Source organism: Nocardiopsis sp. ATB16-24 (genome assembly GCF_030271535.1).
Lineage (GTDB): Bacteria > Actinomycetota > Actinomycetes > Streptosporangiales > Streptosporangiaceae > Nocardiopsis.
The window spans coordinates 370,655-390,572 of record NZ_JASCXJ010000001.1; the positions used below are offsets into that span (position 1 = coordinate 370,655).

The following is a 19,918-nucleotide window of genomic DNA, read 5'->3' on the forward strand; positions in this document are numbered from 1 at the left end:
GATCGCGGTCGTCATGGGACCGGGGCGAAGGTCCGACGGAGGCGGGCGGTCTCGCGTATCGCGCCCTTCCTCGCGTGGGCCTTCCACGGGCGCGCCCTTCCCCTCTCCTCGGCCCACGACCCCCGTCACACAGGGGATCCATGTCCTAACATGTCACTCCACACCCCCGGAAAGGTACCTCCATGTCACATACTCCCCCCGTCACCGGTGACGATCGCATCAACACCTCCGAACCGCACTCGGCACGTATCTACAACTACTGGCTGGGCGGTAAGGACAACTACCCCGCCGACCGGGCGATGGGCGACCAGATCCTGTCCGTCCTGCCCATGATCGGCGAGATGGCCGTGCAGAACCGGGCCTTTCTGCGACGCACCGTGCGCTTCCTGGCCGTCGAGCGGGGCATCCGCCAGTTCCTGGACGTGGGAACGGGCCTTCCCACCGCCGACAACACCCACCAGGTCGCCCAGTCGGTGGCGCCCGACTCCAGGATCGTCTACGTCGACCACGATCCGCTGGTACTGACACACGCCCGGGCCCTGCTGACCAGTACCCCCGAGGGACGCACCGACTACGTCGAGGCCGATCTTCGCGACCCCGACACCATCCTGCGCGAGGCCTCCCGCACCCTGGACCTGGACCGCCCGGTGGCGCTCACGTTGCTGGGGGTGCTCTTCCACATCCCCGACGACTCGGCGTACACGATCGTTCGGCGGCTGATGGACGCGCTTCCCTCGGGAAGCCATGTGGTGCTGACGCACTCCACCAACGCGGCCACCGGGGAGGCCATGGAGGAGGGGGTGCGCCAGTGGAACGCGGCCTCCTCCAACCCGATCACGCTGCGCACCCTCGAACAGATCGAGCGGTTCTTCGACGGCCTGGAACTGGTGGAACCGGGGGTGGTGTCCATCCCGCTGTGGAGGCCGGAGGAGTCACGGATCGGCAGCCCGAGGATCATGGACGAGTTCGGCGCGGTCGCACGCAAGCCCTGATCAAAGCCCGGGCGGTGGAGGCTCAGGCTCCGCCCAGGGTGACGCCGGGCAGACGGGTGGCGACCCACTGGTCATCGGAGTCCTGGCGCATCTCCAGGGTGCCGTGGTCCTCGTCGGGATGGAGCAGGGTGACCGTGGCGATGGGCACGTCTCCTCCGAGGTCGGTGTCCATGACGATCTCACCGACCTCGACGTCCTCGCCTCCCCCAAGGGACTCCGAATACGAGACGAAGGCCGTGACACAGTCGTCGGCGCCTTGGGCCTCCTCCAGCACCGCCCGTGTGGCCTCGTCCATCAGCGCGCAGCCCGCCTCGCCGTCGGCCGCCTGGAGGGAGGCGACGAAGCCCTCGGCCGCGCGCGACACCTCCGCCTCGTGCTCCCCGCCCGTCCCGGTGTCGGCCTCGACGGCCTGTTCGGGGGCCTCCTCCTCCCCGGAGCAGGCCGTGACGGACAGCACCAGGACCAAGGGCAGTGTGAGCAGCGGGGATCGCTTCATGGGGGTACCTTTCGCGGGAAGGGGCGTCTCGCCCGCACCATTGTTACCGCATCACCCCGCTCCGTGACCAGTGGTGTGGAGGGCGGCCGGCCACAGTGACCCCAGCGTCACCGTCGATGGTCGACGATGACGCTGGGGGCAGGATCGCCGTGGGTCGGGTCCCCACGTCACCCCGGTACCGACCGGCGCCCGTACTCAGTCCCGTGGGGCCAGGGCGCGCACGACGGCGGCCGGGTCCTTGCCCGACGTCCCGATCGGCGCGATCACCGGCGTGGTCACCCCGTTGTCCGCGTAGGCCCGGATGCGTTCGCGACAGTACTCCGCGGGCCCGTGGACGATCAGCTCGTCCACCACCGAGTCCGGGATCGCGGCCAGTGCTCCCTTACGGTCGCCCTCCTCCCACGCCTTCCACATCGGGTTCAACTCCTCGCGCCCCAACCACTCGTGGAAGGCCCGGTAGACCGGGACGTTGAGGTAGGCGGAGATGGCCCAACGGCCGATCCCGCGGGCGGTCTCCGCGTCGGTGTCGGGAATGGCGAAGATCCGCGCGACGATCTCCTTGTCCTCCCCGTACTGACGCACGTAGGGGGCGACCGTGCGCACGTCCTCCGCCGAGAGCCAGTTGATGATGGCGCCGTCCGCCTCACGTCCCGCGAGCTTGAGCATGCCCTGGCGCAGAGCCGCGACGAACAGCGGCGGGGCCTGGTCGGGCACGGCTCCGAGCGTGAAGCCCTGGACACCGAAGGTGTCGTATTCGGCCTTGACCTTCTCTCCGGTGAGGGCGGATCGCAGGAAGCGCACGGTGTCGCGGACCTTCTTGTACGGCTCTTCGAAGGGGATGGAGTTCCACCGCTCCACGATCACGTTGGAGGAGGTCCCCACGCCCAGGCAGAACCGGCCCGGAGCGGCGGCGGCCATGGTGGCCGCGCTCATCGCCAGGGTCGCGGGGCCACGGGTGTACACGGGCACGATCGCGGTGCCGAGACGCAGTTCGGGGGCCCACACACTGGCCAGGGCCAGTGGTGTGAAGGCGTCCGTGCCGTTGGCCTCGGCCGACCAGGCGTCGGTGTAGCCGAGGTCGGGCATCCCCTCGATGATGGCCCGTTGATCGGGGAGCGCAACGCCCTCCAGCGGAATGGTGATGCCCCAGCGAGTGGTCATGGAGACTCCCTGTCAGTGTTGGAACCGAATCCGATTCTCCTGCCGTGCCGACAGCACCGTACCGCCCGGTCGGTCTGTTGTCTTGAGGCGCCCTCTCCCTTCTTCTCTTCCTCCGACACGTGAGCCTCTCCTGGGACGTGCGCGCCCTTCGGGGCGTATGTTCGTAGGGCCTGCGTCCGTCGGCCTCCCGTGGGAGGTCCGGCCAGGCGGCACGAGAGCACCCAGACGAACGAAGGAGGCCCCTTCGTGGCCACGCCACCCTCCCCCTACGACTTCCTGCCCCGGATCGCGTCGTTCACCGTCACCAGCAACGATGTGGCCGACGGGCAGACCCTGCCCAAGGCCCAGGTCAGCGGGATCATGGGCGCCGGAGGAGAGGACGTCTCACCACATCTGTCCTGGAGCGGGTTCCCCGAGACCACACGCAGCTTCGCCGTCACCTGCTTCGACCCGGACGCTCCCACCGCCAGTGGTTTCTGGCACTGGGCGGTGGCCGACATCCCCGTCGACGTCACCGAGTTGGCGCCTGGCGCGGGAGACGGTTCCGGCCTGCCGGAATCGGCGATCACCCTGCGCAACGACGCCGGTTCGCACCGGTACATCGGTGCGGCCCCGCCACCCGGACACGGTCCGCACCGGTACATCTTCGCGGTGCACGCCGTGGACGTCCCGAGCCTGGGACTGGACGCTTCGGCGAGTCCGGCCTTCCTCGGCTTCAATCTGTTCTCGCACGCGGTGGGTCGCGCGATGATCGCCCCGGTCTACGAGCAGAAGTAGACGGGTGCCGGGGAGGAACCTCCCACCGTCGGCGGGTGCGTCCCCCGCGTCGAGGGCGGGTGCGCGGCGCCGCCGCGCACCCGCCCTCGGCCCTTTCCTCCCGGGGGCTGATGAGTACACGCGCGAGAGGGCCCCGTGGTTCACCCGGCGACCCCCATCGGCCAATTACGAGCCATCGGATGTCCCGCGGTCTAGGCTCGTTGCATCCCCCGCATGTCCGCCGTACACGTTTGGAAGGGGTTCTGCCGGTGCCACAGCAGTCTGTGAGGAAACCGACCGTCGTGGTGACGACAGCGGGGTCCGCTCCCACTCCCGGGACCATTCACCACCTTCGTGCGCAGGGTTTCCGCGTGGTGGCGACCGATGTGGACCCCACCGCCCCGGGGCTGTACCTGGCCGACCGCGGATACCTGGTGCCGCCGGGGGACAGTGAGGCCTTCCTGCCCCGGGTACGCACGCTGTGCGCCGAGGAGGACGCCGTCGCCGTCATCCCTCTGGTGGACGAGGAACTGGTCCACGTGGGCGAGCTCGCCAAGGACGGAGTGGAGGTGCTGCTACCCCGGCTGGACTTCGTGACCACCTGCCTGGACAAGTACGTGTTGATGCAGGAGCTGGAGGACGCCGGGATCGGTGTGCCCCGCACCTGGCTGGCCTCGGAGTGGCCGAGTCGGGCGGCGGACTCCCCCTCCGGCGAGCTCATCGTCAAACCACGCAGCGGCCGGGGAAGCCGCGGGGTGGTGGTCGTGGAGTCGATCCACGAGATGGCCCGGGTCGTGGCGGAGTGCGGTTACGCGGCCGACGAGCTCATCGTGCAGGAGAGGATCCCCGGCCCCGAGTACACGGTGTCGGTGGTGGTGTGGCGTGATGGCGACGTGCAGGCCGTGGTGCCCAAGGAGGTCGTCCTCAAGCAGGGGGTCACCAAGTACGCGGTGACCCGACGTCACCCCGAGATCACCCGTACCTGCCGGGCGGTGCAGTCCGCTCTACGTGCCGACGGTCCCTTCAACGTGCAACTGTGCCTCGATCACAACGGCAGACCCAGGGTGTTCGAGATCAACCCGAGGTTCTCCTCCACCGCGTCCTTGACGGTGGCCGCCGGGGTCGACGAGATCGCCGGTCTGCTGAGGCAGGCCGTCGGGGACGGTCCCCGTCTGACCGACGACTGGCGTGAGGGCGTGGCGATGGTGCGGAGATGGACCGACGACTTCCTCGACGAGTCCGATTTCACCTCGCACGGCATCTCACCGACCCCCCTGGGAGCCGCGGGACTGACCCGTCAGCTGCCCACGGGCGGTCAGCCCCCCGTCGTGCCGGTGCGTGCGTGGTGACCGGCCCGGTGTCGGACCCGCTCCACCTCACCGAAGCCCTCGCCTCGGTGGTGGTGGAGGTCGGCGGTCTGCTCCGCCGGTGGCGCTGCGACGCCTCGGCCCGTAGCGGTGTGTGGGAGGGGGACCAGTTCAAGGCACGGGCCGATGTCATGGCGCATCGGGCCCTGTCGGAACGCCTGTCCTCGATCGACGGACGGATCCCGGTGGTCAGCGAGGAGGACGCCACGTCGCTGCACGGTCACCGACCGTTCCGGTACTGGTTGATCGACCCCATCGACGGAACCGCCAGCTATGTCCACGGGTTCCCCGGGTACGTCACGCAGGCGGCGCTGATGGTCGACGGTCGCCCCGAGATCGCCGCGGTGTTCGCACCCGAGACCTCGACCCTCTACACGGCCGTACGGGGTCGGGGCGCGCACCGGGACGGGCACCCTTTGCCTGCGCTCGAAGGCGCCCCTCCCGGGTACGGCGTGCTCACCGACAACACCCCCGAGCCGAGGGGGATCGCTCTGCGGGTCCACGAACGCTTCGGCTACGACAAGTACCTGGAGAGCGGGAGCATCTCCCTCAAACTGTGCCTCGTCGCGGACGGCTCGGCGCATCTGTTCGTCAAGGACGTGCCGGTCCGCGACTGGGACGTGGCCGCGCCCTCTCTCGTTCTGGAGGAGACGGGGGGACTGGTCACCCGTCTGGACGGGAGCCCGTTCCGTTATCGGGGCTCCTACGAGCACACGGGGTTGGTCGGCGGCGCGGACCCGGCCACCTGCGGGATCGTCGCCCGATGGTTATCCGACTGACTCCACGCTCCCGCTCCGCGCTCCCCGGGGAGACGGTCGGCGAAGGACTCCGCGACCCTTCCTACGGCTGCGGGGATCGGCTTTCCGTGTAGCCCTTTTCCGCGCCGGACGTGACGCGTATCGTGTGGTCACCAACTCGCGCCTGGGGGTGGGAAGTGGAGGACGAGCGCCTGCCGCTGAGCCGGATGCGCGTCTCGGACGCCGAACGGGACCTGACGGTGGACCGCCTCACCACCGCGTTCGTCGAGGGGCGTCTGGACCATGAGGAGTACGACCGTCGGGTCGGTCTGGCGCTGGGGGCGGTGGTGTTGGGCGACCTGCGTGCGCTGACCCGGGATCTGCCCTCTGCCCAGGTGCTGCTTCCCACCTTCGGTCCCGTCTGGGGTGATCTTCCCGTAGGGCGGGACTCTCCTTCCCCGACACCGCACACCGTCCCCGAACCTCGCAACGGTCGGGAAACAGGCGAACCCGGTGACGTCTCGGTGTTGTCGACCCCGTGGGGGGAGTGGGGCGATGAGTGGCGCTGGTGGTCGGCCATCGCGGCGGCCCTCACGAGCGTGTGGGGCCTGGTCAGTCTGCTGGGAGGCGAACTCGTGCCGTACTGGCCGCTCGTCCCCTTGGGGATCTGGGCCGCGGTCCTGCTCGCCTCCGCCATCTGGCCCAGCGAGGAGGAGCCGCCCTGAACCGGGTCAGCCCACCGCGTGGAGCCAGCGCACCGGGGCGCCGTCGCCCGCGTAGCGGAAGGGCTCCAGTTCCTCGTCCCAGGCGCGGCCGGTGAGACGGTCGATCTCCGAGGCCAGTTCGGTGCCGTCCGCCGTGGCCCGTTCCATGGCGAGTCGCAGACGGCCCTCGGGAACGAGGACCTCTCCGGCCGCGCTGGTGAGGGCCGTGAACATGCCGAGGGAGGGCGTGTAGCTGTAACGCATGCCGTCGCAGCCCGGCGACCCCTCCTCGGTCACCTCGAAACGCAGGCGCTGCCACGCGTTCAGCGCCGAGGCGATCGCACTCGCGGTCCCCGGCCGGCCCTGCCAGTTGAGCTCGGCACGATGGTTGCCGGGTGCCGCGGGCTGGGCCACCCAGTCGAGTTTCACGGGTACTCCAACGACGCCCGCGACCGCCCACTCGACGTGTGGGCACAGCGCCGCGGGCGCTGAGTGGACGTACAAGACGCCACGTGCGGACACCGAACCTCCTGTTACGAACGAGTGCGCTTCCCCGACGCCCTCGTACCACGAGAAGGTTGCATACCCGCCTGAATACTTTCGCCCCATTGTGCCCCAAGGGCACCTTGAGAACCAGCGTTCACACTGCTCTTTTCCAGCGTTCCTATCACGACCAGGGGCCCTGGACACTAGCGTGGGCCACGGCGAGCGGGAATCCGATCATAGTGGGGGCGGGTGTGCCAGACCAGTCACATGAGGGCATCCGTGATACCCGAACACCTCCTCAAACCGTACTTTCGACCTTTTTTGCACAGAAAGCACTCCCACCTTCCTCGGTTTCGGCCACTTCCGGCCACGTAAGGGCCGGCCCCGATCCGAGTGGAACCTCACAGAAGACGGGCAGACGAAGCGAATCCGCTGCCTCCCGCACCCTCCGGAACGGGCCACGGGCGGGGACCGAATCCAACCCGCGTCCGCTCGCAGGGCCGAGCGCTCCCACCAGCGACGCGGAACTCGTGCGGCGGGCCTGTCAGGGAGAACACGGAGCGTGGGAGGCGATCGTGGACCGTCACCTGCCCGTCGTGAACGCGATCGCCCTCTCCTACCACTTGTCGGGCCCCGACAAGGAGGACGCGGTCCAGACCGTGTGGCTGACCCTCAACCAACACCTGCCCCGGCTCCATTCCCCCGAGAGCCTTCGTGCCTGGCTGCGCCGGGTCACACGTGACGCCTGCGAGCGCCAACGCCGACAGAGCGCGCGTCTGCGACCGGTGGACCCCCACAGTCTGGATGCGTCCGACGAGGCCTCGGACCCCGAGACCGAGTACCTGCGCAAGGAGGAGATCGAAGAACTCCACCGCGCCGTCCAGCGACTCACCGACCCCGGGGAACGGCGGGCGGCACTGCGCTATCTCGCCGAATGCGCGCAGACCACTCCCTCCGTTCCCGGCTCCCCCGAAGAGCGGGCGGACCCGAGAACCGCCGCGAACCAGCGGCGCCGTATGCTCCGCAGACTCCGCCGCCTCCTGGAGGAACCGACGTGGGACATCTGACCGATCCCCTCCCGCCCTGGGCGTGGGCCGGACGCGCGACCGCCCTGGCCGCCTTCGACCGCGGCGACGACGAAGCCGCGATCGCTCGACTGACCTCGGAGACGGTCCCGACGGCCGTGACACACCGCTCCGTGGACGAGGGCCGACACGGCATGGTGGTGGCCGCCCTGCGGTTCGAACACGAGGACCTCATCGTCCACCTTCGGGTCCATGTGGACGGCCGGCTCCGTACGGTGACCGGACTGGTCTTCGGGGAGTACGACCACGCGCTCCTACGCCTGCGTCGCCCCGACTCCCACGAGAGCCTGTACGTCGGGGAGGACGGTGGGTTCACCGTGTCGGGCCTGGCCAAGGGGCCGCTCAGCCTGTCCCTGCACCGGTCGGGTCGGCCTCCCATGATCACCGAGTGGTTCACCGTCTGAGCGGACGGCCGACTCCCCGAGGTCCGCGCACCGGTCGACCTCCTCGAACGTCGAGGGAACACGACTCCCGATCGTCCGGTGGTCACAGAACAGGACTCTCCACAACCGGATTATCGGCGGGTACGAACGCACGCTCGATCATGTTCCTTCGCCTGCCTTCGTCCCGATTCGCACCCACCACGCCCTCCCCCCGTTCCTGCCCGCCCTTCCCGTACGCTCCTGAGCGCTGCTATTCCTGGAACCGGTACACCCCTCGGCGAAAGGCACCTTCACGTGTCCCCCTCCGCCCGACCGGATCCCCTCTCCCCCGTTCCCTCTTCCCCTGTCGAAGTCGACGGAGTCGAACACTCCGCGCCGCGCTCCGGCAGGGAGCTGCTCGCCAAGGTCACCCGCGGAGTGCGGTTGGCGCAGGGCGGCATGCTCGACCAGACCCTGGCCCTGCTCAGCGACGCCCATCGGCGGCTGCGCGACCACCCCGTGGCCGAGTCCGCGACGGTGATGCCGGGGGTCCTGCTGAACCTGGGACTGGCACAGACCCTGCGCGGTCGTTTCGAGGAGGCCGAGGAACACCTGCACACGGCGCGTTCCCTGGCCGAGGAACGCCGCCTGGAGCTCATGGGCCTGGTCGTCCGTCAGAACCTGGGATGTCTCAGCCTCTACCGGGGCGACACACCCACCGCCATCGCCACCTTCCACGGCCTGGTGGGGCTCCTTCCTCCCGAACGGAGGGAGGCCCTGCACGTGGACCTGGCCGAAGCCCTGCTGGCCGAGGGACTGGTGGAGGAGGCGGCCACCGCGCTGGCCGACGGAGCGGGGGACGGGGAGTCCTCCGGGTCGGCGAACACCATGTTGGTGGAGGCCAAGCTGCGCCTGCTCCGGGGCGACCACCACCGCACGGTCGAACTCACCCGCCGGGTGCGGCACATGTTCGGGGCGTCCTCGATGTGGTATCGGCCAGCGACCCGTCTCGAAAGGATCGCCCTGCGCTCGGCTCGGGCGCGCGCGTCGGCCCCCGTGCCCCGGGCGCACACGGCTCTGACCGTCAGAAGGCCTTTCGCCGCACCCGAACCCCGCGGTGGGACCGCCCCGCAACGGGCGTTGAAGACGTTGGAGGGCGCGGTGTCCCTCGCCCCGGGGCCCTGGCTCGCTCAGGCGCGCGAGGACCCCGACGTGATCCGAGCCGGGTTGGAGAGCGCGCTGGAGGCGGGGGACGCGAAAACCGCGCTGGAATGGGCGGAACTGGCCCGGACCTGGGCGGTCGCGCGCGTACCCGGTCCCGACGTGCGCACACCGACGACCGCCTCGCTGTCCCGGCTCTATCGTCGGGCGCTCGTCCAAGGACACGCCACCGCTCCCCTGGTCAGGGCTCTGGAGTCCGCCCGCTGGCAGGCCCATCACGAGAAGCGCGCCGCGCGGCCGACGCACGGCCCGCGAAGGGTCCGCACCCTCCCGCCTCTGGCGGAGGTGTTGCCGGAGCGCCTCGGCGACCGGGCCTTCGTCCGATACACACAGACCCACGGTCAGGCGTGGGCACTCGTGGTCGCCGACGGACGCGTGCACGCCCGTGCGCTGGGCCCGGTCACGCGGGTGGCGCGTCTCCTCGCCGGATTCGTCCACTCCGTGTCGTTCCCGGGGATCGGGGCCGCTCCCGATCCCCGGGCGGCGGCGGAGGCGGTCTCCCGCGCCCTGGTGACGCCGTTGTCGCCCCTGCTCGGAGAGCGCCCGTTGGTGGTGGCCGGCGACCCCTACCTCAAAGATCCACCGTGGGGCATGTTCCCCGGGCTGCGGGGGCGCCCGGTACAGCTGGTGCCCACCGCCCGGTTCTGGTTGGACCGCGTGTCCCATGGCACGCCCCGTTCCCGAGGGCGGGTACTGCTGGTGGCGGCGCACGAGCCGTCGGGGGCCGGACACGAGGTGGCCGAGCTGAGCCGCCTCCTTCCGGGGGCGCGTGTGCTCACCGGCGGACGGGCGGGACGTCTCGACGTGTTGGCGGCCTTCGGCCAGGCCGATCTGGTCCACCTGGCCGGGCATGGACGGGTCCCCGACCGTTCGCCCATGCTCGCCTCGATCACCCTGCACGACGGTTCTCTGCTCGCCTACGACCTGGTCTCACCACCCCGGGTGCCGCACACGGTGATCCTGTCCACCTGTGGGAGCGGTCGGGGTTTCGCCGGCCGCGCCGGGGCTCCTCTCGGCTTCGTCGGTGCGCTGCTGGCCGCCGGGGTCCGTACGGTGGTGGCCAGTCCCGTTCCCGTCGAGGACCACGGGACCGGAGGGGCGATGTCGCGCTTCCACCGTGCGCTCCTTTCGGGGACACCCCTGCCCGAGGCGGTGGCCGCTCACCTCGGGCCATGGGGTTTCTGCTGTTTCGGAGCCTGACGCCCCGCCCCTACCAGCCGCGCTCGCGCCACTCGTCCAGGTGCGGGCGCTCCGTGCCCAGGGTGGTGTCACGACCGTGTCCGGGGTAGACCCAGGTGTCGTCGGCCATCACGCCGAACACGTGCTTCTCCACGTCCCCGAGCAGGACACGGAAGTCTTCGTCGGACCAGGTCCGGCCGACACCACCGGGGAAGAGGCTGTCGCCGGTGAACAGATGGGTGTGGCCCTCGGGGTCGTCGTAACGCAGGGCGATCGAACCGGGTGTGTGCCCGCGCAGGTGGACGACGGTCAGGAAGCAGTCCCCGACGGGGACACGGTCTCCGTGGACGACCGGCTCGTCCACGGAGACGGGGAGTTCTTCGCCGTCCTCGGGATGGGCGACGGTGCGGGCACCGGTCTGGCCCACCACATCGGCCAGGGCCTGCCAGTGGTCCTGGTGGCGATGGGTCGTGATGACCCTCGTCAGTCCGTCCTCACCGATCAGTTCGAGGATCCGGTCGGGTTCGGCGGCGGCGTCGATGAGCACGGCCTCACCGGTGCTGCGGCAACGCAGCAGGTAGGTGTTGTTGTCCATCGGGCCGACGGCCATCTTGGCGATCGTCAGATGCGGTAGTCGTCGCAGGTCGGCGGGACCGCCGACCCTGGTATCTCCGGAGTAACTCACACGACCATTGTGGCCTCTCGTGGGGAGCGGACGAACCGGGGCCGCGCACCGGGCGATCCGAACGGGAGAGGAGCCCGCTCCCCCGCCCGGCCCCGCGGAAGGGAGGCATGGGCCGCCCACGGCCTCCCTCCCACCGCTGCGATGACGGAGCCACGGAGCGGGGAACGGCGGGAGCGGCGTCAGCGGGCCCAGCGGGGCGGGCGCTTCTCGAAGAAGGCCGCACGGCCCTCGGCGGCGTCCTCACCGGCGAAGAACTCCGATGACAGTTCGCCCATCCTGCGGAAGGCCTCGGGACGACGCTCCGGGGCGGCCAGGTCACCCGAACCCAGTTCGTTCAGGAGTTCCTTGGTCCGCGACAGCGCTCGGGGCGCCGACGCCCGCAGTCCGTTCAGGACCTCCTCCACCGCGCGCTCCATGTCCTCTTCGGGCACGGCCTGGGTGATGAGCCCCGCTCGGGCCGCCGCGGAGGCGTCGAACAGTTCGCCGGTGAGGAAGAAGCGACTGAGCTGACGCGAGTGCATCCGGGCGGACAGCGGCACGGAGATGATGGCGGGGACCACGCCGATACGCACCTCGGTGAAGGCGAACGTGGCGCTCTCGGGCGCCAGCGCGATGTCGGCCGCGGCCACCAGCCCGATGCCCCCGGCCCGGGCCGCGCCGTTGAGCACGGCGATCACCGGTTTGGGGGCGCTCATGATCTGCTCGAAGATCTCGGGGAGTTCGGGCGCCGGTTCCACCGGGTCGCCCCTCAACGCGGCTCCGACCTCCTTGAGGTCGGCTCCCGCGCAGAACACCGGTCCGGTACCGGTGAGCACGATGCCGCGCACCTCGTCGTCGGCCACCGCGGCGGCGAGGGCCCCGGACAGCTCCGAGCGCAGCCGCGCGGACAGGGCGTTGCGGTTGCGGGGGGAGTCCAGGGTGATCGTGGCGATGGCCCGGTCGGTGCTCAGGCGCACCAAGGACGTGTCGGGCGTCGTGGGCTGATCCTGCGTCATCGGGGGCGGGCCTTTCTCCTGGTGCGTCCCCGCGTGGGGGAGGATCGGAGCGCGCGAACGCCGGTCGCGGCGCGCGTACGCGCCGAGCTTGTGGCCGGACGCGTCCGGTTCGCGTGTTGTACGCGGTTCCCCACCCTAGACCCGCCGTGTCGTCGGGACACCACGCCCCTCCCAGGCCCGACCGTCTGTCCTCCCGGGACCACGTGACCCATGTCCGTGCCCACCGTCGTCGGGCCCCGCTTCTTCGCCCCTCAGCGGCGGGTGGTCGCCTCCGACAGCGCGTCGGCGAAGTGCGTCATCGCCGAGACGGCGGCGGTGCCGTCCGCGGCCTCGCTCACACGCAGGGTGAGGGGCTCGGCCGTGACCGCACCGGTGTATCCGTGGTCGAGTTCGCACGTCTCGTCCGCGCAGGAGGCCGGTTCGAGGTCGATGTGGGCGATCGCCCCCCAGTTCACGGACAGGTTGATGCTCAGCACCAGTTCGCTGGGGGTGCTGCCGGGGGTGTACTGGGCGGGGTTGGGCACCACCCGGGTCAGCGCCACCGATTGGATGTTGCCCAGCTGGATGCTGTCGGTCGTGGTGGAGGCGTGCGAGGTGCCGCCGGGCTCGGTAGGCGGGTGCTCATCGGTGTGGCACACCACGAGCCGGGTGGCGGTCAGCAGCATCACCGTGATGTGCCGCCGCATCTCCATGGCAGGGTCGAAGGTCGCCTCGTGGTGCACGATGAACGACTCGGCGCTCTCGCTGCCCAGAGCACTGGAAACGGCGTCGATCACCAGCGCGGGGTAGTACCCGCTGCGTTCGATCTCCAGCCGCCAGTCCGTGGACACGGCACGTGTTTTCCTCATACTCCTATCCTGCCTCCTTCCCGTGACACTTTGCGACCGGTACGGAAAACGGGAGGCCCATCCCCTGATCAGAACGTCACCCCGCGCAGTCGTCGGGGCCCGACGTCGGGCCGTACCTCGGGAGCCTCACGCAGCCACAGGCGCGCACCCAGCACATGGGCCCCGGTCGCGTTGACCAGGACCGGGTCCAGGTCGACGTAACCGATCTCGGGGAAGGCCTCCACCAGTCGCGACACGCGGATGAGCAGGTCCTCCAACGCCTCCACGTTGGGCTGCTCGGCCAGGGAGGTCGCCCCCGCCGGCAGTCCGAACAGCAACGGAGCCGCACGTACGGAGTGGATGATGTCGGCCGCGTCCATGTCGGTGAGCGGCGCCAGGCGGAAGGCCCGGTCATCGAGCAGCTCGGCGGTCACGTCCGCCAGGCCGAAGGAGACCACCGACCCGAAGGACTGGTTGTCGCCCGCCCGGATCACCGTGGGCACTCCGGGGGCGACCATGCGTTGCACGACCAGTGAGGCCTCGCCGTCGAATCGCTCGTGCAAGGAGGTGAAGGCGCTGCGCACGTCCTCGGGGGTGCGCAGGTCGGCGCGCACGAACGTGCCGCCCGCACGCAGGCGCAGGTCGGGGGAGTCGGCTTTGACCACCGCCGGATAACCGAGTTCACCGGCGGCCACCACCGCCTCCTCCGCGGACGACACCGGGATGTCGGGGTAGGCGTGGATGCCGTAGCAGGAGAGCAGCTCCCGGGCGTCCTCACTGGAGACCGCCGTCTCCTCGTCGTAACGGCGTTCGCCTCCGAACCAGGCGATCCGCTCCTCGTCGGGGGCGGTGTTCCTCAGAGCGCGGTCGATGACGGACCGGGCCCGAGCGCGGTCGATGTCGGGGAGTTCGGGGTGACGACCCGCCTTGCGGTCGCGCCATTGGGCGTAGCGGGTGGCGTAGGCCAGGGCTCGTACGGCGTCCTCGGGGGAGGGGTAGGAGGGGACCGAGCCACGCGCCGTCTGTCCCCGCTCACCGAGGTGGCGCAGCTCCTCCGGCATGCCCTGCCGGGCCAGGTAGGTGGTGACGATGGGCTTGGTCGAGCCCAGGGAGCGCGCCCGCAGGACCCGGGCGACGTCGTCGGAGATGGGGTGCAGGGCGGGGATGAACACGACCACGACCGAGTCCACCTCGTCATCGGCGAGCGCGGACTCCAGAGCGTGGTCGAAGTCCTCGGCGGTGGCCTGCGGGCCGAGGTTGACCGGGTCGTGCGGTTTGAGCCCCTGGCGTACCGCCGCGTCCTTGACCAGCAGCTCCAGGGAGTCGGAGTTGCCGATGATGCCCACACGGGGCCCGACGGGCAGCGGCTGGTAGGCGAACACCTGGGCCGCGTCGAACATCTGCGTGATGTCGTCCACCCGCACCACGCCGGCCTGCTGGAACAGGGAGGTGACCGCGTAGTCGGGAAGGGCGAGCCCGCCCGCGGCGTGGCCGGTGGGGGTGGCGCGCGCCGAGCCTCCGCTGCGCACCGCCACGACCGGCTTCTGCTTGGCCAGGCGGCGGGCCAGACGGGTGAACTTGCGTGGGTTGCCCAGCGACTCCAGGTATTGCAGGACCACCTCGGTGGCGGGGTCCTCCTGCCAGTACTGCATGAGGTCGTTGCCGGACACGTCGGCGCGGTTGCCCGCCGAGACGAAGGTGGACAGGCCCATCCCGCGTTCGGCGACGCGTTGCAGGATGGCCCTGCCCAGGGCTCCGGACTGGGAGAAGAAGCCGATCGTGCCTGTGGGCGGCAGATCGGGTGACAGGGTGGCGTTGAGGGAGACCCCGGGGTCGGTGTTGGCGATGCCCAGGCAGTTGGGCCCGACCACGCGCATTCCGGCGGCCCGCGCCGTGCGTACCAGGTCGTCCTGTCGGGCCCGCCCCTCGGGGCCGGCCTCCCCGAACCCGGAACTGACCACGACGAGTCCGTGCACGCCCTTCTCCGCGCACTGCTCGACCACGTCGGCCACCGTGTCGGCGCGCACCGCCACGACGGCGAGGTCGACCTGGTCGGGGATGTCCAGGACGGAGGGGTAGGCGCGTACGCCCACGACCGCCTTGGCCTCGGGGTGGACCGGGTACACGGGTCCCTGGAACTCGCCGTTGAGCAGGTTGCGCAGGGAGGTCTGGCCGATGGTGTGGGCCGCGCGACTGGCACCGATGACCGCGACGGAGCTCGGGAAGAGCAGACGGGCGATGGAACGCGACTCCGCGCGCTGTTCCCGGTCGCGCATGACCTCGGTGGAGACGTCGGTGGGCTGAAGGTCGAGTGTGAGGCGAATGACACCCTCGTCGAAGGTCTGCTGGGCGGTGTATCCGGCCTCGCGGAAGACGTTGATCATGCGCCGGTTCTCCGGCAGCACGTCGGCGATGAAACGGCGTACCCCGCGTTCTCGGGCCGCCGCGCCGATGTGCTCCAGCATCACCGAGGCCAGGCCCCGGCCTTGGTGGGCGTCCTCCACGACGAAGGCGACCTCGGCCTCCTCCGGCCCCACCTTGTCGTAGCGCACGACGGAGACGAGGGAGTCGGAGATGGTGGCGACCAGTGCCACACGGTCCTCGTAGTCGACCGTGGTGAAACGTTGGACGTCGCGATCGGAGAGCTTGGGGTAGGGCGCGAAGAACCGGTAGTAGATGGTCTCCGGAGAAAGCCGGGAGTGGAAGTCACGGAGCGGGTCGGCGTCTTCAGGGGTGATGGGGCGCAGGTGCGCGGTGCCTCCGTCGGTCAGGACGACATCGGCTTCCCAGTGGTTCGGGTAGGACTGCACGAGTGCGAGACTAGACGACAAACGACCGAATCCGGGGAAAGTCCGTCCGGGCGCGGCTAAAACCCCGCCCGAAGGTAGGCTCGGTACGTCCTCCGACGCCTGCCGGGACTCCCGCGAGCTCGTCCCCTGGCGACTCGGGGCCCGGTATCAGGTCCGGAGGCGGTGTGGCCGGGGTGCTGTCACTTCGTTACACGCCGCTGACGGTTCACCTGTTAACGTCGTGCGAGCACGGATTCTCATAACCCTCGGCGGTGGTTGGCGAAATGACACGAGTGGTCGTGATCGGTGACCTGATGACCGATGCCGTCGCGCGCGCGTTCTACCCTTTGGCCCGCGGTAGCGACACTCCGGCGTCCGTGATCATGTACGGCGGCGGTTCCGGGGCGAACATCGCCTCGTGGCTGGCCGTGGAAGGCACCGAAACCACGTTCGTCGGCCGTCGCGGCTCCGACATCACCGGACGTACCCGTGAGATGGAACTCATGGGCTACGGCCTGGATTCGCGCATGGTGATGGACCCCGAACGCCCCACCGGGACCTGTGTGGTGATGATCACTCACAAGGGCGACCGCACGATGCTGAGCGATCCGGGAGCCAACGCCCGCCTACAGCCCGAGGACCTGCCCCGCGACGTGTTCGGCCCGGACGGGCACCTGCACCTTTCGGGATACACCCTGATCAACTCCGACTCCCGCCGCGCCGCCAGGGTGGCTCTGCGCATGGCCCGGGAGAGCGGCATGTCGATCTCGGTGGACGGCGGTTCGCACGCGCCGCTGGAGCGCGCGGGCGCGGAGAACTTCCTGGAGTGGACCCAGGGTGCTCGCCTGCTGTTCGCCAACACCGACCAGGCGCGGGTGCTGACCGGACGCGACGAGCCCGAGGCCGCCGCCAAGGTGTTGACCGCCTGGTACCCGAACGTGGTGATCAAGCTCGGGGACAAGGGCGGCCTGTGGGCCTCCAAGACCCGGGAGGACTGCGTGACCGCGCCCGCCGAACAGGTGGATCCCTCTCCGGGTTCGGTCGGGGCGGGCGATGCGTTCATCGCGGGGTTCCTGCCCGCGTGGCTGGCCGGGCGTCACCCGAAGGAGGCGTTGGCGCGGGGTCATCAGTTGGCGGCCCGTGCCCTGCATCAGCCGGGCGCCCGACCGGACCTGGGCGACGGACAGCCGGTCCGTCGTGGCGCGCCCCGAGGCCAGCGCATCCGCTAGATGGCCGATGCGGTGCGGGGTGGCGCGCATCCAGTGGCGTTCGGAATCATGCCGCAGCAGGACCTGGGCCACCGCGACGCAGACCGGTTCGGCGTCGGTGAGCAGCCGGTTGGGGCCGCGTTCGACGGGTTGTTCGCGTGAAGGCAGGACGTGGTCGTCCAGATGGACGTAGAGTGCGGTCAGAAGGGCGTCAAGGTTGGTCGTCACACACCGATCCTCAACGCCCTTCGCCATGTGCGCAGGGGTTTCAGGAAACTCCCATCAACGATCTGAGCGACGTTCCTCGACGCGGCCCGGGCGTCCGGGCCGCGCCTCTCGCGCGCCTCCTTCGTGCTCCCGGTCCGTGTTCGGCCCCTCGGGAGGTCGGCCTCGTACGGTGCGAGGGCGCCTCGGTGGGGCACCCGAGGTCACCCTCCCGCGGTGGCCAGCGTGAGCGGCAGCACCGCCGGAGCCCCGGCCTGACGCAGCAGGGCCGCGCCGACGGTGAGACTCCATCCGGTGTCGGTGAAGTCGTCGACCAGCAGCACCGGTCCCGGGGTGCGCCGCTGGAGGTCCGCCATCCGGCTCTTCAGCCCCTCTCCCGCCACCAGTGCCGAGTACACCTGTTCCAGGCGCATCGCGCTGTTGTGCCTACGGGGTCCGGTACCGCTCTGGGTGCGGTACTCCAGCGCACCCACGGGTTCGAGCCGCCCGAGTCGGCACAGCCGTGAGGCGAGGTCGGTGATCATCCCCGGACGGGTGAGCGAGGGCATCGTCACCACGCCGACGGGGCGTCGACTCCAGTCCCAGGCCGCCAGGACCCGCACCACGCCCTGGAGCAGGTGTTCGTCCACCGGAGCGTCGGAGGAGTCCTCGGCCAGGACACGGCGCAGGTCCTCGCCCCATCCGATGTCGGTGAAGCGGCCCAGGGCCCGCCCCTCCTCCGCCCGTAGCTCCTCCTTGATCCGCCCCGACAGGTTCACGCCCAGGGTGTTCATCCCCGTCGGCCACTGGCGGCGCGGCGTGATCGGCGTGCCGGGACGGTCCAGGTGCTCGGCCGCCGCCTCACGCCGGGCGGGGTCGACGTCGGTGTTCCAGTACTCCCCCGTGCACACGTCACAGCGACCGCACGGCCGTGCCTCGGGGTCGTCGAGCCGGCGCCGCAGGAACTCCATGCGACAGGTGTCGAGATCGAGGTAGTCGAGCATGGCCCGCTGCTCGCGCTCCCGCTCCCGAGCGACGGCGGCGTAGCGTTCGGCGTCATAGGTCCACGGACGCCCGGTGGCCTCCCAGCCTCCCCGGACCCTGCGCACGGCCCCGTCCACGTCCAGCACCTTCAGCATCTGCTCCAGTCGGGTGCGGCGCAGGTCCACCCGGGTCTCCAGGTGGGCCAGTGACAGTGGCCGGTCGGCGGTGGAGAGCACGTCCAGGGTCTGGCGCACGGTCTGCTCGGGTGGGAAGGACAGACCCGCGAAGTACTCCCAGATCCGGGTGTCCTCACGCCCCGGCAGCAGCACCACCTCGGCCCGTTCCACACCACGTCCGGCGCGGCCGACCTGCTGGTAGTAGGAGATGGGGGACTGTGGCGCGCCCAGGTGGATTACGAAGCCCAGGTCGGGTTTGTCGAAGCCCATGCCGAGCGCGCTGGTGGCGACCAGGGCCTTGACCCGGTTGGCGAGCAGGTCGTCCTCGGCCTCACGTCGCTCGTCGGGGTCGCTCTGGCCGGTGTAGGCGCGTACGTCCACGCCCTGCTCGGTCAGGAATCGGGCGGTCTCCTGGGCGGCGCTCACGGTGAGCGTGTAGACGATGCCCGAGCCCTGGATCTTGGGCAGGTGCTCGGCCAGCCAGCTCAGTCGGGCGGTGGAGTCGGCCAGGCGGACCACGGCCAGGCGCAGACTCTCGCGTTCCAGGGGGCCGCGCAGCACCAGCGTCTCCTGGCCGGCCTCTCCCGAACGGAGTTGCTCGGCCACGTCACGGGTGACGCGTTCGTTGGCGGTGGCGGTGGTGGCCAGCACCGGAACGCCCTCGGGAAGGTCGTGCAGCAGGGAGCGGATACGCCGGTAGTCGGGGCGGAAGTCGTGCCCCCAGTCCGACACGCAGTGGGCCTCGTCGATGACGACCAGTCCCGCCCCCGCGGCCAGTTCCGGCAGCACCCGGTCCCGGAACTCGGGGTTGTTGAGACGTTCGGGGCTGACCAGCAGCACGTCGACCCGGCCCGCGGCCACCTCGGCGTAGGCGCTCTCCCAGTCGGTGATGTTGGAGCTGTTGATGGTGCGTGCGTGGATGCCCGCCCGCTCGGCGGCGGCGATCTGGTTGCGCATCAGCGCCAGCAGCGGAGAGACGATGACGGTGGGTCCCGCGCCCCGCGCGCGGCCGAGGGCGGTGGCCACGAAGTACACCGCCGACTTGCCCCACCCCGTGCGCTGGACGACGAGCGCCCTGCGCCGTTCGGCGACCAGGGCGCGGATGGCCGTCCACTGGTCCTCTCGCAGCCGTGCGGAGTCTCCGGCCAGTGCGCGCAGGTGTTCCTCGGCGCGTTCGCGCAGCGCGTCGTCGGCGGGATCGGCGGAGACGGGGTCGTCAGGGGTGGGTGTGGCCATACGTTCCTTGGTACCAGAGTCGAGGGACACCGAAGCGGTCGTCCACAGGGTCGGTTCCCGACACGGCACGGTGGGGGCGGCTCTCCTCCCCCGGCTCCGAGGCCTCTCCCGTAACAGTATGGAAACTTTACAGTTTCCCGCCATTGCCATGTGACGTGCTCGAATGAACACTCCTTGTCAGGCCCCGGCCGTGGGAGCGCTCCCGTTCCCGGGGCCGCCATGTACTCCAACGAAAGGGATGAGGACATGCGATTCCCCCCTGAGGAAC

At 70.2% G+C, this 19,918-nt stretch carries 17 protein-coding genes and 1 pseudogene; 9 read left to right on the forward strand and 9 right to left on the reverse strand.

Annotation, left to right across the window (positions count from 1 at the left end; translation table 11 throughout):
- The first annotated feature begins 182 nt into the window (after window positions 1–182).
- Window positions 183–992 (forward strand): SAM-dependent methyltransferase, encoded by an 810-nt coding sequence (locus tag PFX91_RS01505; protein WP_285728830.1) that lies wholly within the window; start codon window positions 183–185, stop codon window positions 990–992.
- 22 nt (window positions 993–1,014) lie between these two features.
- Here the strand turns inward: PFX91_RS01505 and PFX91_RS01510 are convergent, their stop codons facing one another.
- On the reverse strand, window positions 1,015–1,488 hold the full coding sequence (locus PFX91_RS01510) for a hypothetical protein (protein ID WP_285728832.1): 474 nt from the start codon (window positions 1,486–1,488) through the stop codon (window positions 1,015–1,017).
- Between the two features lie 195 nt (window positions 1,489–1,683).
- Complete coding sequence (locus tag PFX91_RS01515; RefSeq protein WP_285728833.1) at window positions 1,684–2,649, reverse strand: LLM class F420-dependent oxidoreductase; 966 nt, start codon at window positions 2,647–2,649, stop codon at window positions 1,684–1,686.
- Window positions 2,650–2,895: 246 nt separating this feature from the next.
- Between PFX91_RS01515 and PFX91_RS01520 the strand changes: the two genes are divergently transcribed.
- The 4 genes from PFX91_RS01520 to PFX91_RS01535 all read left to right on the forward strand — a co-directional run bounded on the left by PFX91_RS01520 (window position 2,896) and on the right by PFX91_RS01535 (window position 6,234).
- The gene (locus PFX91_RS01520) at window positions 2,896–3,426 is read left to right on the forward strand and encodes a YbhB/YbcL family Raf kinase inhibitor-like protein (RefSeq protein ID WP_285728834.1); all 531 of its coding nucleotides are present in this window, start codon (window positions 2,896–2,898) and stop codon (window positions 3,424–3,426) included.
- Between the two features lie 281 nt (window positions 3,427–3,707).
- The gene (locus PFX91_RS01525; RefSeq protein WP_285728835.1) at window positions 3,708–4,754 is read left to right on the forward strand and encodes an ATP-grasp domain-containing protein; all 1,047 of its coding nucleotides are present in this window, start codon (window positions 3,708–3,710) and stop codon (window positions 4,752–4,754) included.
- An 8-nt stretch (window positions 4,755–4,762) separates the two neighbouring features.
- Window positions 4,763–5,551 (forward strand): 3'(2'),5'-bisphosphate nucleotidase CysQ family protein, encoded by a 789-nt coding sequence (locus tag PFX91_RS01530; protein ID WP_285728836.1) that lies wholly within the window; start codon window positions 4,763–4,765, stop codon window positions 5,549–5,551.
- A gap of 155 nt (window positions 5,552–5,706) precedes the next feature.
- On the forward strand, window positions 5,707–6,234 hold the full coding sequence (locus PFX91_RS01535; RefSeq protein ID WP_285728838.1) for a DUF1707 SHOCT-like domain-containing protein: 528 nt from the start codon (window positions 5,707–5,709) through the stop codon (window positions 6,232–6,234).
- A 6-nt stretch (window positions 6,235–6,240) separates the two neighbouring features.
- On the opposite strand, the gene PFX91_RS01540 is transcribed toward PFX91_RS01535, so the two are convergent.
- Window positions 6,241–6,735, reverse strand: coding sequence for a DUF3145 domain-containing protein (locus PFX91_RS01540; RefSeq protein ID WP_285728839.1), 495 nt, complete (start codon window positions 6,733–6,735; stop codon window positions 6,241–6,243).
- Window positions 6,736–7,295: 560 nt separating this feature from the next.
- Here PFX91_RS01540 and PFX91_RS01545 point away from each other — a divergent pair.
- From PFX91_RS01545 to PFX91_RS01555, 3 genes are all read left to right on the forward strand, one after another.
- Entirely contained in the window at window positions 7,296–7,766 is a 471-nt protein-coding gene (locus PFX91_RS01545; protein ID WP_502888226.1) for an RNA polymerase sigma factor, read from the forward strand.
- Window positions 7,754–8,188, forward strand: a complete 435-nt coding sequence (locus PFX91_RS01550) for a hypothetical protein (RefSeq protein ID WP_285728843.1) — start codon at window positions 7,754–7,756, stop codon at window positions 8,186–8,188. The genes PFX91_RS01545 and PFX91_RS01550 overlap by 13 nt, the downstream gene beginning before the upstream one ends.
- A gap of 273 nt (window positions 8,189–8,461) precedes the next feature.
- Window positions 8,462–10,567 carry a CHAT domain-containing protein gene (locus PFX91_RS01555; RefSeq protein ID WP_285728845.1) on the forward strand — a complete coding sequence of 702 codons (2,106 nt, stop codon included), beginning with the start codon at window positions 8,462–8,464 and terminating at the stop codon, window positions 10,565–10,567.
- Window positions 10,568–10,577: 10 nt separating this feature from the next.
- Here the strand turns inward: PFX91_RS01555 and PFX91_RS01560 are convergent, their stop codons facing one another.
- The 4 genes from PFX91_RS01560 to PFX91_RS01575 all read right to left on the reverse strand — a co-directional run bounded on the left by PFX91_RS01560 (window position 10,578) and on the right by PFX91_RS01575 (window position 15,863).
- Window positions 10,578–11,231: an MBL fold metallo-hydrolase gene (locus PFX91_RS01560; RefSeq protein WP_285728847.1), complete on the reverse strand. Its 654-nt coding sequence runs from the start codon at window positions 11,229–11,231 to the stop codon at window positions 10,578–10,580.
- Between the two features lie 179 nt (window positions 11,232–11,410).
- On the reverse strand, window positions 11,411–12,226 hold the full coding sequence (locus PFX91_RS01565; protein WP_285728848.1) for an enoyl-CoA hydratase-related protein: 816 nt from the start codon (window positions 12,224–12,226) through the stop codon (window positions 11,411–11,413).
- A 251-nt stretch (window positions 12,227–12,477) separates the two neighbouring features.
- Entirely contained in the window at window positions 12,478–13,056 is a 579-nt protein-coding gene (locus PFX91_RS01570; protein WP_285728968.1) for a DUF5998 family protein, read from the reverse strand.
- Between the two features lie 86 nt (window positions 13,057–13,142).
- A complete protein-coding gene (locus PFX91_RS01575; RefSeq protein ID WP_285728849.1) occupies window positions 13,143–15,863 on the reverse strand; it encodes a bifunctional acetate--CoA ligase family protein/GNAT family N-acetyltransferase in 2,721 nt (906 codons plus the stop codon).
- A 272-nt stretch (window positions 15,864–16,135) separates the two neighbouring features.
- Here PFX91_RS01575 and PFX91_RS01580 point away from each other — a divergent pair, with 272 nt between their 5' ends.
- Window positions 16,136–17,071: a sugar kinase gene (locus PFX91_RS01580; protein ID WP_285728969.1), complete on the forward strand. Its 936-nt coding sequence runs from the start codon at window positions 16,136–16,138 to the stop codon at window positions 17,069–17,071.
- Here the strand turns inward: PFX91_RS01580 and PFX91_RS23220 are convergent.
- Together PFX91_RS23220 and PFX91_RS01590 are read right to left on the reverse strand one after the other, a co-directional pair.
- A pseudogene (locus PFX91_RS23220) lies at window positions 17,069–17,278 on the reverse strand (IS982 family transposase); the annotation flags it as partial. The gene PFX91_RS01580 and the pseudogene PFX91_RS23220 sit on opposite strands and share 3 nt — an antisense overlap.
- Before the next feature lie 200 nt (window positions 17,279–17,478).
- Window positions 17,479–19,650, reverse strand: coding sequence for a RecQ family ATP-dependent DNA helicase (locus tag PFX91_RS01590; protein WP_285728851.1), 2,172 nt, complete (start codon window positions 19,648–19,650; stop codon window positions 17,479–17,481).
- Window positions 19,651–19,918 lie beyond the last annotated feature (268 nt).

Excerpts from the sequence above, each read along its gene's own strand:
- PFX91_RS01590 (WP_285728851.1), bottom strand. The coding sequence starts at position 19,650 with ATGGCCACACCCACCCCTGACGACCCCGTCTCCGCCGATCCCGCCGAC.
- PFX91_RS01515 (WP_285728833.1), bottom strand. The coding sequence starts at position 2,649 with ATGACCACTCGCTGGGGCATCACCATTCCGCTGGAGGGCGTTGCGCTC.
- PFX91_RS01565 (WP_285728848.1), bottom strand. The coding sequence starts at position 12,226 with ATGACGCAGGATCAGCCCACGACGCCCGACACGTCCTTGGTGCGCCTG.
- PFX91_RS01510 (WP_285728832.1), bottom strand. The coding sequence starts at position 1,488 with ATGAAGCGATCCCCGCTGCTCACACTGCCCTTGGTCCTGGTGCTGTCC.
- PFX91_RS01505 (WP_285728830.1), top strand. The coding sequence starts at position 183 with ATGTCACATACTCCCCCCGTCACCGGTGACGATCGCATCAACACCTCC.